Origin of the sequence: Piscibacillus halophilus (assembly GCF_900110685.1) — a bacterium.
GTDB classification, from domain to species: domain Bacteria; phylum Bacillota; class Bacilli; order Bacillales; family Alkalibacillaceae; genus Piscibacillus; species Piscibacillus halophilus.
In genome coordinates this window covers 26,579-40,950 of sequence record NZ_FOES01000009.1, presented here as the reverse complement: position 1 = coordinate 40,950, position 14,372 = coordinate 26,579, and the positions used below count along the sequence as shown (strand labels likewise).

The window sequence follows — 14,372 nt, the reverse complement described above, 5'->3', positions numbered from 1 at the left end:
TCTATGTCAAATAAACAGCGAGTAGAGAATAAACGCGCTTTAGAACGAACCTTTGATTTAATTGTGATTGGTGGTGGAATTACGGGGGCTGGAATTGCCTTAGATGCCGTAACACGTGGCTTATCGGTTGTCGTGCTTGAAATGCAGGACTATGCTGCTGGCACCTCTAGTCGTTCTACGAAATTAGTACATGGTGGATTACGTTATTTAAAAAATTTTGAAGTTAGAATGGTCGCTGAAGTGGGTAAGGAACGAGAGATTGTTTATGAAAATGGTCCCCATGTGACTACACCCGAATGGATGATGCTTCCATTTTACGAGAAAGGAACATTTGGTCCGTGGACAACAAATATGGGGCTTCGTGTTTATGATTTCTTAGCTGGTGTTAAAAAAGACGAACGGAGAAAAATGTTGTCAGTGGAAGAAACATTAGAACGAGAACCACTATTGAAAAGGGAAGGGCTAAAAGGTAGCGGTTATTACGTTGAATATAAGACGGATGATGCCCGATTAACGTTAGAGGTCATGAAGAAAGCAGTTGAAAAAGGATCTGTTGCTTTTAACTACATGAAAGTAGAACAGCTTTTATATAATGATGGTAAAATTACCGGTGTTAAAGCACATGATTTAACCGATGGTATGGTGCATCATGTTTACGGTAAAAAGGTCGTTAATTCCACGGGTCCATGGGTAGACGAAATTAGAGCAATGGATCACGTTAAAAAGGATAAATACTTATTTCATACGAAAGGTGTTCACTTAGTATTTGATCACATAAAATTCCCGTTACAGCAAGCCGTTTATTTTGATACGCCTGATGGTCGCATGGTGTTTGCGATTCCTCGTGAGGGTAAAACATACGTTGGAACAACGGATACACCATTTAAAGGTGAGTTGAAAAATCCGACTGTAACGAGAGATGACCGCATTTATCTTTTAGAGACGATTCATGAGATGTTCCCGAATGTCAAGCTTTTAGAAGATGATATCGAATCGACTTGGGCAGGAGTTCGTCCATTAATACATGAGGAGGGCAAGAGTCCATCGGAAATTTCTCGTAAGGATGAGATTTTTATTTCTGATTCAGGATTGATGTCCATAGCTGGTGGTAAGTTAACGGGTTATCGAAAAATGGGGGAACAGGTCGTCAATATGGTGACTAAACAACTAAAACAAGAAACTGGCCATTCTTACCCTGAATCTCAAACAAAACATCTACCCATTAGTGGTGGAAATGTAAATGGAGCGACAGGATTTGAATCCTTTGCCTTGGCATCGATTCATGAAGGTCAAAGATTAGGAATTTCAGAAAACGAAGCTTATTCGTTAGTTCATCGTTATGGTTCGAATGTACAAAAGGTCTTTTATTATTTTGAGCAGGCCCCTAAACATTTAGAGCTTAATCCAATCGTTTATGCAGAACTTATGTATTCTTTAGAATACGAACAAGTCTATAAACCTGTTGACTTTTTCATAAGAAGAACAGGAGCCCTTTTCTTCAATATTAGCTGGGTTGAGAAACATCAACAATCAGTGGTGAACTTTATGAAAGAATATTTTAATTGGAATAACGAGCAGTACGATGAGTATCTGGAAGAATTAAAAACAGCGATCCAACAAGCGAAAGAACCAGCCCCGCAGGTTTAATCCTGCGGGGCTTTCTTTTTTAGAATAGGGTTATTTTACTGTTATATGACAGAAAATTCCGCAAAAAATGTCAAGGCTCAACAACTGTGCTATACTTGTTCTGTAAACTTTGAACGGGAGGCCTTTATGCAAATAACAGAATCAAATGTCATTCAATATCGTCATGAAGGCGACTTTTATTTTTCATATGGTGTTAAAGCGTTTCAAACTAAACGATTTGAACGGGCTGAAAAGTGGTTCCAAAAATCTCTTGAGTTACAGCCAACTAATCCGCTTTATTTGTCACAACTTTCGGTGCTGTACACGGAGATTGGACAATACCATCGTGCCAATGATTTATTGCAAAAAGTCATAGATCATCATGGACATGCTTATCCAGATTGTTTCTATTTATTGGCCAATAACTATGCGCATTTAGGTCTGTTTTATGAAGCCAAAAAATTTGGTGACAAATATTTAGAACACCAGGAAGATGGAGATTTCAGGGATGAAGTGGTTCAGCTCTTAGACATGCTGGAACAACTCTCAACTGATGAGCATGATGAAGATGATTTAGAATTTGATGATTTAGATGAAATCATCATGCATCAAGAAACTGCATTTTATCATTTAGAGCATGAAGAGTGGGATGAAGCGATTGAGGTTTTAGAAGAGATGATGACGTTTTATCCAGAATATATTTCAGCTAAACATGAATATGCTTATGCATTGTTTAGAAGTGGAGATGAAGAAGAAGCGATCACACTGGAAGAAGCTTGGTTTGAACAAGATCCAACAAGTCTTCACAGCCGACTTAATTTAGTTTACTTTTATTATTCATCTGGTAAAAATAGCGAGTTTCAGGAATTGTTACCAACATTGTTAAATGTATACCCGACGTATGAACCGCAAAAGTTAAAGCTAGCGATTACTTTGGCACGTGTTGAGGAATACGGATTAGCATTGCCACGCTTTCAACAAATAAACAACCGACAAGTCTCGAATTATTTAAGTTATTACTATTGGTTCTCAAAAGTTTTAGCTAAAAATGAGATGTATGAAAAAAGTGATCAAATTTGGAAGCAAGGGATTAAAAAACACCCTTCTCTACAATCATTCGACTAAAACCCGTACTATGGTATAAGCAAATAATTTGTCGCCAACATACAGTTTTAATATGATATATAAAGAAGTAGAAAAGGAGTTGAGCTCATGACGGAGGAACGAATTTATGATGTAATCATTGCTGGTGCAGGTCCTGCTGGTTTAACAGCAGCTGTATACACATCGCGTGCAAATCTTGATACCCTAATGTTAGAACGTGGTGTACCAGGTGGACAAATGGTTAACACAGAAGATGTCGAAAACTATCCTGGGTATGATCATATTTTAGGCCCAGATTTATCAAATAAAATGTTCGAGCATGCTAAAAAATTTGGTGCGGAATATGCTTATGGTGATATAAAAGAAATTATTGACGGTAAAGAATTTAAAACTGTTATCGCCGGTAATAAGGAATATAAAGCAAGAGCTGTCATTATTGCTACGGGTGCCCAATATAAAAAGTTAGGAATCCCTGGCGAAGAAGAGTACAGTGGTCGAGGTGTATCTTATTGTGCGGTATGTGACGGTGCCTTCTTCCGTGAGAAAAATTTATTTGTCGTTGGCGGTGGTGACTCTGCAGTTGAAGAAGGTGTCTACTTAACTCGATTTGCAGATAAGGTCACGATTGTTCACCGTCGTGATGAACTACGTGCACAAAAGATCTTACAGCAACGTGCATTTGATAATGAAAAAATTGATTTTATATGGAATACAGAAATGAAAGAAATCAAAGAAAAAGATGGTAAAGTAGGAAGTGCTGTTCTATATAATAATGAAACAGGCGAAACGTATGAAGAACCAATCGATGGTGTGTTTATTTATATCGGTATGATTCCATTAAATCAAGCCTTCACAAACCTAGGTATTACTACTGAAGATGGTTATATTAAAACAAATGAAAATATGGAAACGGCAATTCCAGGTATTTTTGCTGCTGGAGATATTCGTGACAAAGAACTTCGCCAAATCGTGACAGCAACAGGTGATGGAAGCATTGCAGCGCAATCTGCTCAGCATTATATCGAAAACTTAATGGAAGAATTAAGGGTCGAACAGTAATCGTAACGGCATTTTAATTCATGTGTAACACGCATGAAACAATGATACGTTACAATGGGAGTAATTAATTGACCCCCTTTATTAACTATAGATTTAGTTACACACAGGTACTATTTTGGCCTGTGTGTTTTTTTTGTTTAATGGAACTGTTGGTGGTTCATCATAAACTCCTTTAGTAATGTGATAAATTCCAGTTTGATTCTCTGTTCTAGAATGCTTTAAAGTTGTATAATGTGTATAAGGTATTGAGTTCATCTTTTGGGAGTGAACAGATATGCAAAGAATTACTAATGCAGTTTACATTCAAAATGGTAAGGTACTAATGTTGAAAAAACCTAGACGGAATTGGTATGCTGCTCCAGGAGGAAAAATGGAACCTGGTGAAAGTATATACCAGGCTGTCATACGTGAGTATAAGGAAGAGACAGGATTAAGTTTATTAAAGCCTAAACTATCAAGTGTCTTTACATTTGTAATGGAAGATGAAAGTGAATGGATGATGTTCACCTATTATTGTCATCAAGCTGAAGGTGAAGTATTGAGTAACACACCGGAAGGAATACTCGAATGGGTCTCTGTCAATCAGGTTTTAGATCTACCAATGGCTGAAGGAGATCGAACGATTATAGAACATGCACTTCATCCATCTGAATTTGTTTTAACAGGAACTTTTTATTATACATATGATTTTCAACTACAAAAGAAGATTGTAGATGATCGTGAAAGTTCATTCATTTAGGAAAAATTACTTACATCATTTAGTTGAGAGGGGATTGTCGTCATGCAAGATCAGAAAGTGGTTGAACTTGTCATCATAACAGGCATGTCAGGCGCAGGAAAAACTGTAGCTGTTCAAAGCTTTGAGGATATGGGATATTTTTGCGTTGATAATTTACCTCCGACGTTACTACCTAAGTTTCTCGAGCTTATGAAAGAAAACCCAGAAGATAACAGAAAGCTTGCTGTTGTTATGGACCTACGTGGTCGTGAGTTCTTTGACAGTTTATATGAAACGTTAGATCAACTAGGGGCGCAAACTTGGATTCAAGAACATGTATTATTCTTAGATGCGGTTAATGAATCTTTAGTCCAAAGGTATAAAGAATCACGTCGATCACATCCGCTTGCACCTGATGGTCTTCCTCTCTCAGGTATTCAGCAAGAACGCAGCATTTTAGATGAATTAAAAGGTCGTGCTCAGAAGATTATTGATACGACAGGATTATCTGCTAGAGAATTAAGAGAAAAAATCTTAACAACTTATTCAGAGAAGAAACAACAAATCTTTTCGGTCCAAGTTGTATCGTTTGGATTTAAGCATGGTGTACCGATTGATGCGGATTTAATGTTTGATGTCAGGTTTTTACCGAACCCTCACTATGTTGAATCTATGAGGGCCTTAACAGGATTAAACCAAGAGGTTAATGCTTATGTATTTAAGTGGAAAGAAACGAGGCAGTTTGTTCGAAAACTTCAAGATTTACTCGAATTTATGCTTCCTCATTATCTGCGAGAAGGCAAGAGTCAATTAGTGGTTGCAATTGGCTGTACCGGTGGGCAACATCGCTCAGTTGCGATCGCAGAAAAACTAGGTGAGATTATTAACGCTCAATATACAGCACATGTTTATCATAGAGATATAGATAAAAAGGGGACTAAGCGGTAAAATGACGAATGTAAATGGACCTAAGGTAGTCGTCATCGGAGGGGGAACAGGACTACCTGTATTATTAAGGGGCTTGAGACGATACCCGATTAATTTATCGGCCATTGTCACTGTATCCGATGACGGTGGGAGTACGGGAAGGCTACGAGAGGATTTATCCATTCCTGCACCGGGCGATATACGTAAGGTGATTGCTTCGATGTCGGATGTCGAACCAACACTGTTAAAACTTTTTCAACATCGTTTTGAAAATGGGAATGGCATTTCTGGTCATTCTTTGGGTAACCTAATTTTAGCAGGGATGACATCGATTACAGGTGATTTTTATAGTGGAATTAAAGAAATTTCCCGAGTGTTTAATGTAAAAGGCCGTATTTACCCGATAGCAAATGAAAACATGTACCTTAAAGCAGAATTTGAAGACGGTACGGTTGTCCGAGGTGAATCGAATATTCCGAAAGTCGGAAAGCCGATTAAACGTGTGTTTTATGATCCACCTAAAATCGAACCTTTACCAGAAGCGGTTCGAGCAATCAAACGTGCCGAGATGATTGTTGTCGCACCAGGAAGTCTTTATACGAGTATCATTCCGAATTTAATTGCACCGGAAATCAAACAAGCGATTCTAAAAGCTAAAGCTAAAAAATATTATATATGTAATATCATGACTCAGTATGGTGAGACCGAGGGATATAAAGCATCGGATCATATTAAGGCCCTCCATGATCATGTTGGAGATCAATTTATTGATGAGATTGTCGTTCATGGTGAAGCGATTGCCCCGAATATTAAAGAGGGATACGCGAAAGAAAAAGCTGAACCAGTTACTTGTGATGAAGAATCTCTCATGGACATGGGCGTCCAAATTTTAAAAGACGATATTGCAAGTTTACATGAAGATGGAACGCTGAAACATGATGAGCAAAAGATAGCAAAACTTCTTTATAACTTGTTATAATTAAAGTTAGGCTAGTACAGTTAGTAGGTAGAAATGAGGGGAATACCATGTCATTCGCATCTGAAACAAAAAAAGAACTAACCAATATAGAGAGCGATGACTGTTGTAAACGGGCTGAATTAGCAGCATTAATTCGTATGAACGGCTCGTTATCATTTTCTAATCGTCAATACATCTTAGACGTACAAACAGAAAATGCGGCGATCGCAAGAAGGATTTATTCATTAATTAAAAGCATGTATGAAGTCCCACTCGAGCTTTTAGTTCGAAAGAAAATGCGCCTAAAGAAAAACAATATTTATATTGTTAGAATGTATGACCAAGTTAAAAACTTATTGACTGATCTTGAAATTTTAGAGGAATCATTTGCGATTAAACGGATCGTGTCTGATTCATTTATCGAAAAAGATTGTTGTAAGAAATCTTATTTAAGAGGTGCTTTTTTAGCTGGGGGATCTGTCAATAATCCTGAAACGTCTTCATACCACTTAGAAATCTATTCATTTTATGAAGAGCACAATGATACCCTTTGTCGCCTATTAAATCACTTTGACTTAAATGCTAAAACACTTGAACGGAAAAAAGGTTTCATTTGTTACATTAAAGAAGCCGAGAAAATTACGGAATTTTTAATCCTAATTGGGGCTCATCAAGCGTTATTAAAATTCGAAGACGTTCGTATTATGCGTGATATGCGTAACTCGGTCAATCGATTAGTTAATTGCGAAACAGCCAATTTAAATAAAACGATTGGAGCTGCATTTAGACAAGTTGAAAATATCCGCTATATTGAAAAAACGGTAGGATTAGACGCTCTACCAGAAAAATTGCGGGAAGTCGCAGAATTACGTGTCCAACACCAAGATGTGACACTAAAAGAGTTAGGTGAGTTGTCCAAGTACGGAAAGATTAGTAAATCAGGCATTAATCACCGTTTAAGAAAGATCGATGAGTATGCTGAAAAACTTAGACAAGGGGATTTATTAGAGAATTAAAGTAGTTGTATGCTTTTTATTTCCAATTTTTCATGCTATAATAAATGAAATTTCAGTGAAGCGCTTTAATGCAGAATATATAAAGAGAGGAGTAGCTGAATTTGGTTGAAAAGGAATTAACGGTTCAATTAGAAACAGGTCTACAAGCAAGGCCAGCAGCTAAATTTGTTCAAGAAGCTAATCGCTTTTCATCAGACGTGTTTTTAGAGAAAGATGGTAAGCGTGTAAACGCAAAAAGTATAATGGGTGTGATGAGTTTAGCGATTGGTTCTAATGAAGTCGTTAAACTTCAAGCAGAAGGTCCTGATGAAGAACAAGCCATGGACTCATTAGTAACACTTATTGAAAGCGAATAATTATGTGGTAGCCACGTTTAGGTATAGTTCCTAGCGTGGTTTTTATTATGCTCTAAAAATTTGTCGATATTTTTGACTATTCTAAGTATTGTAAAAAATAGGTTTATCACATATACTCAATATAGATGTTATTGAAACATTATTTCAATATTTGAAACGATAGGGGGTTCGATATTTGGACTTTCATTCGGAGCGTGTTCAAACGCTGCCACCGTACATTTTTTCTCGTGTATATAAGAGAAAAAAGGAACTTGAAGAAAGTGGAATGGATATTATTGATTTAGGAATAGGAGCTCCTGATTTACCAACACCAACCTTTGTGATTGATGAACTTGTAAAAGAAGCTTATAAATCTAGTAATCATCGTTATTCTCCTTATTCAGGGAGTCAAGAGTTTCGAGAAGCCGTTGCACATTTTTACGAAAAGCATTACGGGGTGACACTTAACCCTGATGAAGAAGTATTAACCTTAATTGGATCGAAAGAAGGAATCGCAAATCTCATCTCAGCAGTCATTAACCCTACCGAAACTGTTATGGTTCCAGATCCAGGTTATCCCGTCTATGAATCGGCTATTCATTTAGCTGGTGGTCAAACAACTTACCTACCTTTAGAAGCTGAAAAAGACTTTCAACCCAATTTCCAACAGACACCTAAAACAGATTACGAAAAGAGCAAATTATTGATTTTAAACTACCCTAATAATCCAACAGCGGGAACTGTCGAAGTAGACGTATTTGAGAAAGCGGTTTCATTAGCGAGAAAATATCAATTTGCGATTGCGCATGATGCCGCTTACGATTTAGTGACATTTGGAGACTATCGGGCACCGAGTTTGCTGGAAGTATCAGGAGCAAAAGAGATTGGAGTGGAATTCGGATCACTATCAAAAAGTTTTAACATGACTGGTTGGAGAATTGGTTATGTCGTAGGAAATCGAGATCTTATTCAAGCTTTATCCATTGTCAAAAGTAATACGGATACGAGTCAATTTTTACCGATTCAAAAGGCTGGAGCAAAAGCACTTTTAAGCGATTTATCAACTGTTAGTGAAAATAATCAAGTGTATGAAGGTCGATTAGATTTTGTCATGTCAGTACTAGAAGAAATGGGCATTCACGTTAAACGACCACGGGGTACATTTTTTGTTTGGGCAAAAGTGCCTGAAGGATGGACCTCGATGGAGTTCTCGAGTGAGTTACTAGAAAAAGCAGGTGTTATTGTCACACCTGGAAATGCGTTTGGAAAATCTGGAGAAGGTTATTTTAGAATTTCTTTATCAGTGCCGAATGAACGACTTAATGAAGCTATGAGCCGTATGAAGTATTTATTGACGAATGATTGATGATTAGTTGAATATACATCGTTAACAGTCAGATTAATTCATGAGGCTTTGCCTTAAATAATTTATATAAATGGAGGGAATAGCATGTCTAACGCACTCGTTACAGAAAAGAAATTGTCTAACTTTATTAATGGTGAATGGGTATCCGCTCAACAAGACCATTTCGCACCAGTTGTGAACCCAGCAAATGGAGAAAAGTTAATTGATGTACCTCTATCAAGTCAGGAAGATGTAAATCAAGCAGTTAAAGCAGCAAAGAAAGCGCAAAAAGAATGGGCACTAGTACCAGCTCCTCAACGTGCTGAAGTTTTATACCGTGTCGGTTATATCATGAAGGAACGAAAGGAACATTTATCTCAAATTTTAACAATGGAAAACGGGAAGGTCATTGAGGAAGCACGTGGGGAAGTTCAAGAAGGAATTGATATGGCTTTTTATATGGCAGGAGAAGGCCGCCGTTTATTTGGGCATACAACACCTGCCGAATTAAAAGATAAATTCGCGATGAGTCAACGAGCACCTGTTGGCGTTGTCGGTATTATTACACCATGGAACTTTCCAATTGCGATTGCGACGTGGAAATCGTTCCCGGCTATTGTCGCAGGTAATGCCGTGATTTGGAAACCTGCTACGGAAACCCCAATGATGGCCTATGAAATGGCGAAAATTTTCGTTGAAGCTGGGCTTCCAAACGGTGTGGTTAATGTTGTGTTTGGTTCAGGATCTGAAGTAGGAGATGCCATGGTTGAGCACTCAGACATTCGGGTGATCTCGTTTACAGGATCCAATGAAACAGGTCGAACCATTGCAGGAAAATGTGGTCAGTTATTGAAAAAAGTCTCGCTTGAAATGGGTGGTAAAAACGCTGTAATCGTCATGGATGACGCCAATTTAGACTTAGCTGTACAAGGTATTATTTGGAGTGCTTACGGTACGAGTGGTCAACGTTGTACGGCCTGTAGTCGTGTCATCGTTCATGAAAGTGTTAAAGAACAGTTAGAGGAGCGTTTATTGGCTGAAATCGATCATCTCACTATTGGAGATGGTTTAGATGAACAGAATAAAGTCGGTCCGATCATTAATGAAGCGGGGCTTAGAAAAATTGAAAAATATGTGCAAATTGGTCAAGAGGAAGGTGCTCGTTTATTAGCGGGTGGTAACGCATTAAATGAAGGGGATTTAAATAAAGGATATTATTTTGCACCGACATTATTCACTGATGTTAAACCAGACATGCGCATTGCAAAGGAAGAGATTTTTGGCCCTGTTTTATCCATTATACCTGTTAAAGATTTAGATGAGGCGATTGAAGTGAATAATGATGTTGCTTTTGGATTATCAAGCTCTATTTTTACTCAAGATATAAATAAAGTATTCAAAGCTCAACGTGATTTAGATACAGGGATTGTTTATGTTAATGCCGGTACGACAGGTGCTGAAATTCACCTACCATTCGGAGGTACAAAAGGAACAGGAAATGGTCACCGTGATTCAGGTCAAGCTGCATTAGATGTCTTTACAGAGTGGAAAGCAGTCTATGTGGACTTTAGTGGTAAGTTGCAGAGAGCACAAATCGATGTGGAATAGAAATAAAACCAAAGGGGGAGTTTGTTCATGAAAGTAGCGGTATTAGGTTCTGGGTTAATGGGAAAAGAAGCGGCACGCGATCTTGTTCTAAGTGATGGTGTTTATGAAGTAGGGTTAGCTGATATTGATTTAGCACGTGCGAATCAAGTTTGTGACACATTGAATTCTGAAAAACTGGAAGCCTTCCAAGTCGATGCTAGCAACCCTGCTGAATTAGGCAATTTTATCAAGCAGTATGATGTCGTCGTCAATGCGTTGTTTTATAGTTTTAATGAAATCGTGGCTAAAACAGGTATTGAAGTTGGAACACATGTGGTCGATTTAGGTGGGCATATTGGTCATATAACAGATAAAGTTTTAGCATTAAATGAGGAAGCTCAAGCAGCAGGAGTTACAGTTATTCCGGATTTAGGTGTGGCACCAGGTATGATTAATATTTTATCTGGTTTTGGGGCAAGTAAGGTTGATCAGCTAGAATCGATTCGTTTATTCGTTGGTGGAATTCCTGTTCAACCTGAGCCGCCATTAGAATACAATCACGTATTTTCAATGGAAGGGTTAATGGATCATTATACAGACCCAGCTCTCATTATTCGTAATGGAGAAAAAGTGGAGGTCCCAGCGTTATCTGAAGTTGAAACCCTCCACTTTGAACGATTTGGTCCGTTAGAAGCTTTCCATACATCAGGTGGAACATCGACATTGCCACATTCCTTCCCAAATGTTCAGACGTTAGAATATAAAACGATTCGTTATCGAGGGCATGCCGAAAAATTCAAATTGCTCGTTGATTTAAACTTAACACGTCAAGACTATGAAGTGGACGTTCATGGAGCTAAGGTAAAACCGCGGGAGGTCTTTTTGAAAGTCATTGAACCCATTGTCGAGTTAAAAGATCGCGATGATGCGGTGTTACTAAGAGTCATAGTTGGCGGTTTAGAAGATGATGTTCCGGTAGAGTACAAATATGAAATGTCAACATTTAAAGATCGGGTGAAAAATGTAACTGCGATGGCTCAAGCTACGGCTAATACGATTTCTGTCGTGGCTCAAATGATCGCTAATGGAACCATTACAAAACGAGGTGTTTACCCTCCAGAGCGAATCGTTCCAGGCCGTGAGTATATCGATGAAATGGCTAAACGAGGAGTCAACATTAAAGAAAGCCGACAAGAATCTCCGTTAGTAACAAAGGCATAAGGAAATCCCTCTTCTTAGAGGGATTTCCTATACATAAATAAGGTTGAGGAGTAATTAAAATGAACCAAAGTGTGGTTAAGGCCTTAAAAATACTAGATTTGTTTAATGAGACAACGTCTGAGTTATCACTTAAAGATATATCGGTTAAAACAGGTTTACCTAAACCAACTGCCTATCGCATGCTTCAGTCATTAGAATCAATGGGTTACATCATGAGAACAGAACAATATGAGCAACGATATCAGCTTGGGTTAAAATTGTTAGAACTCGGTCACTTAGTTTCTCATCAGCTCGATTTAAGACAAATCGCAAAACCATTGATGCAAAAACTTGCGAAAGAAATCAATGAAGCGGTTCACCTTGTAGTCGTTCATGGTCACCAAGCCACCTATATCGAAAAAGTGGACAGTCAACGAGCATTACGCCTTTATACAAAGGTCGGTAAAAGTTCTCCATTATATATTGGTTCAGGTCCCAAATTGTTGTTGGCTTATATGACAAAAGAAGATCAAATAAAGATCCTAAGTCAATACATTCAAGAGGAAGGAACACTCGAAAATCTATTAAATGAACTGACCAATATACATAAACTAGGTTATTCAACGAGTGAAAGTGAACAGGATGTGGATACAACAGGAATCTCATACCCTATTTACAATCACCGTGGGGAGGTAATCGCGGCATTAACCGTTAGCGGTTTATCCACTCACTTTGAAGGGGAGGACCTTGTTTTTATAAAATCAGAAACCCAATGTGTCGCCGAGGAGATCTCAAGATGTTTGGGCTATTCTCCACAAGAAAAAGAAGTGTATGAGGTATGAATTATGGCGGGAATAAGATGACTCGAGTTTTCCTGTAAAGGGGACTCTTTATTCTGCAGAAGGGAATCTCTTTTCGGTGTTTGGAGGTCCTTATTCTGCAGGTGAGTCTCTTTTTTCGGAGTTTGAGGTTCTCTTTTCTGTATATGAATGATTTTAATCGAAAAAACGGCTGTCCCAAATATTTGGGACAGCTGTTTTGATTAAGAATGCATGCCAATTGATACATATTTTTGTTCAACGAATTCATGAATACCATGATGTCCGCCTTCTTTACCGACTCCAGACTGTTTCACTCCACCGAAAGGAGCTTCTGCCGTAGCAGGGAAGACATCGTTTACACCAACAATGCCATATTCAAGTTTTTCCATCACACGTAAAGAACGGTCGAGGTTTTCACTAAAAATATAAGCAGCTAAGCCATAATCCGTATCGTTAGCCTCTGCAATCACTTCGGCTTCGTCTTGAAACGTTTGAAGAGGAAGTAGAGGACCAAATGTCTCTTCATTCATCACAGCCATGGCTTTTGTTACATTTTTTACAATGGTAGGAGAAAAGAAATATCCATTTAATTCTCCTTCCCATTTCGCACCTCCATAAACGACTTCTGCTCCTTGTTTCACCGCATCGTTTAAATGACTTTCCACTTTGCTCACCGCTTGTTCATTGATGAGAGGACCAATGTCAGTATTAGGATCAAGCCCTTCACCGACCTTTAAGGATTGAATATGTTCTAATAACTTTTGAGAGAACTTTTCTTGGACAGATTCATGAACATAAACACGGTTAGCACAAATACAGGTCTGACCTGCATTTCGATATTTACTTGCGAGTGTTAATTTCGCAGCCACATCTAAATCAGCGTCTTCAAACACAATGACAGGGGCATGCCCACCTAGTTCTAATGATAGTTTCTTAACATGTTGTGCGCTTTCTCTCATTAAGTATTTTCCAACTTCAGTTGATCCGGTAAAGGTGATTAATCTAACATCTTTATTTTGTAAGAGTGCTTGACCGATTTCTTCTGCATCACCAGTAACTAGATTTAAAACACCTTTTGGTAGTCCGGCTTGTTCAAAAAGCTTAACAAGTTCAATAGCCGATAGAGGCGTTTCAGGCGCAGGTTTTAAGACGACTGTACAACCTGCGGCTAATGCTGGACCAATTTTTCTTGTAATCATAGATGACGGAAAATTCCATGGAGTAATCGCACCAACAACACCAACTGGTTGTGGGACAACTAAAATACGTTTTTGTGTTTGGGAGGATGGCATCCATTCTCCATAGATTCGATTAGCCTCTTCTGCATACCATAATAAGAAATTAGCAGCTGATTTAACTTCTCCACGCGCTTCTTTAAAAGGTTTTCCTTGTTCCATCGTCAAAATTTCAGCTAAACGATCAAGGTGATCATAGATGAGCTGATGAGCTTTGTATAATATGCGAGAACGTTTTCTAGGACTCATTTCTGACCATTCAACAAAAGCTGCTTTGGCTGCTTCTATGGCTCGCTCTGTTTCTTGCTTTCCACCGTAAGCGACTTCAATAATCGTTTCTAGATTGGCTGGATTCACTACGGCTTCAGTTTTGCCTGAATCAGAATCTTGCCACTCACCGTTAATAAAAAGACTAGATACCTTCGTTTCGACTTCTGCCAA

13 protein-coding genes are annotated in these 14,372 nt (G+C 38.3%); 12 read left to right on the top strand and 1 reads right to left on the bottom strand.

Annotation, left to right across the window (positions count from 1 at the left end):
- Positions 1–3: 3 nt before the first annotated feature.
- From BMY57_RS06295 to BMY57_RS06240, 12 genes are all read left to right on the top strand, one after another.
- Complete coding sequence (locus BMY57_RS06295; RefSeq protein ID WP_091773217.1) at positions 4–1,647, top strand: glycerol-3-phosphate dehydrogenase/oxidase; 1,644 nt, start codon at positions 4–6, stop codon at positions 1,645–1,647.
- Positions 1,648–1,773: 126 nt separating this feature from the next.
- Complete coding sequence (locus BMY57_RS06290) at positions 1,774–2,751, top strand: tetratricopeptide repeat protein (RefSeq protein WP_091773182.1); 978 nt, start codon at positions 1,774–1,776, stop codon at positions 2,749–2,751.
- An 87-nt stretch (positions 2,752–2,838) separates the two neighbouring features.
- A complete protein-coding gene (trxB, locus tag BMY57_RS06285; RefSeq protein WP_091773181.1) occupies positions 2,839–3,789 on the top strand; it encodes a thioredoxin-disulfide reductase in 951 nt (316 codons plus the stop codon).
- Between the two features lie 274 nt (positions 3,790–4,063).
- Positions 4,064–4,528 carry an 8-oxo-dGTP diphosphatase gene (locus BMY57_RS06280; RefSeq protein WP_091773180.1) on the top strand — a complete coding sequence of 155 codons (465 nt, stop codon included), beginning with the start codon at positions 4,064–4,066 and terminating at the stop codon, positions 4,526–4,528.
- Between the two features lie 42 nt (positions 4,529–4,570).
- A complete protein-coding gene (gene rapZ, locus BMY57_RS06275; RefSeq protein ID WP_091773179.1) occupies positions 4,571–5,455 on the top strand; it encodes an RNase adapter RapZ in 885 nt (294 codons plus the stop codon).
- 1 nt (position 5,456) lies between these two features.
- Positions 5,457–6,413, top strand: a complete 957-nt coding sequence (gene mgfK, locus BMY57_RS06270; RefSeq protein WP_091773178.1) for a gluconeogenesis morphogenetic factor MgfK — start codon at positions 5,457–5,459, stop codon at positions 6,411–6,413.
- Positions 6,414–6,460: 47 nt separating this feature from the next.
- Positions 6,461–7,408: a DNA-binding protein WhiA gene (whiA, locus tag BMY57_RS06265; protein ID WP_091773177.1), complete on the top strand. Its 948-nt coding sequence runs from the start codon at positions 6,461–6,463 to the stop codon at positions 7,406–7,408.
- Positions 7,409–7,509: 101 nt separating this feature from the next.
- Positions 7,510–7,764 carry an HPr family phosphocarrier protein gene (locus tag BMY57_RS06260; protein ID WP_091773176.1) on the top strand — a complete coding sequence of 85 codons (255 nt, stop codon included), beginning with the start codon at positions 7,510–7,512 and terminating at the stop codon, positions 7,762–7,764.
- Between the two features lie 175 nt (positions 7,765–7,939).
- Positions 7,940–9,109, top strand: a complete 1,170-nt coding sequence (locus tag BMY57_RS06255; RefSeq protein ID WP_091773175.1) for an LL-diaminopimelate aminotransferase — start codon at positions 7,940–7,942, stop codon at positions 9,107–9,109.
- An 84-nt stretch (positions 9,110–9,193) separates the two neighbouring features.
- Complete coding sequence (locus BMY57_RS06250) at positions 9,194–10,696, top strand: aldehyde dehydrogenase family protein (RefSeq protein WP_091773174.1); 1,503 nt, start codon at positions 9,194–9,196, stop codon at positions 10,694–10,696.
- 27 nt (positions 10,697–10,723) lie between these two features.
- Positions 10,724–11,896, top strand: a complete 1,173-nt coding sequence (locus BMY57_RS06245; protein WP_091773173.1) for a saccharopine dehydrogenase family protein — start codon at positions 10,724–10,726, stop codon at positions 11,894–11,896.
- 59 nt (positions 11,897–11,955) lie between these two features.
- A complete protein-coding gene (locus BMY57_RS06240; RefSeq protein ID WP_091773172.1) occupies positions 11,956–12,717 on the top strand; it encodes an IclR family transcriptional regulator in 762 nt (253 codons plus the stop codon).
- Between the two features lie 200 nt (positions 12,718–12,917).
- Here BMY57_RS06240 and BMY57_RS06235 read toward each other — a convergent pair whose 3' ends face one another.
- Complete coding sequence (locus tag BMY57_RS06235) at positions 12,918–14,372, bottom strand: NAD-dependent succinate-semialdehyde dehydrogenase (protein ID WP_091773171.1); 1,455 nt, start codon at positions 14,370–14,372, stop codon at positions 12,918–12,920.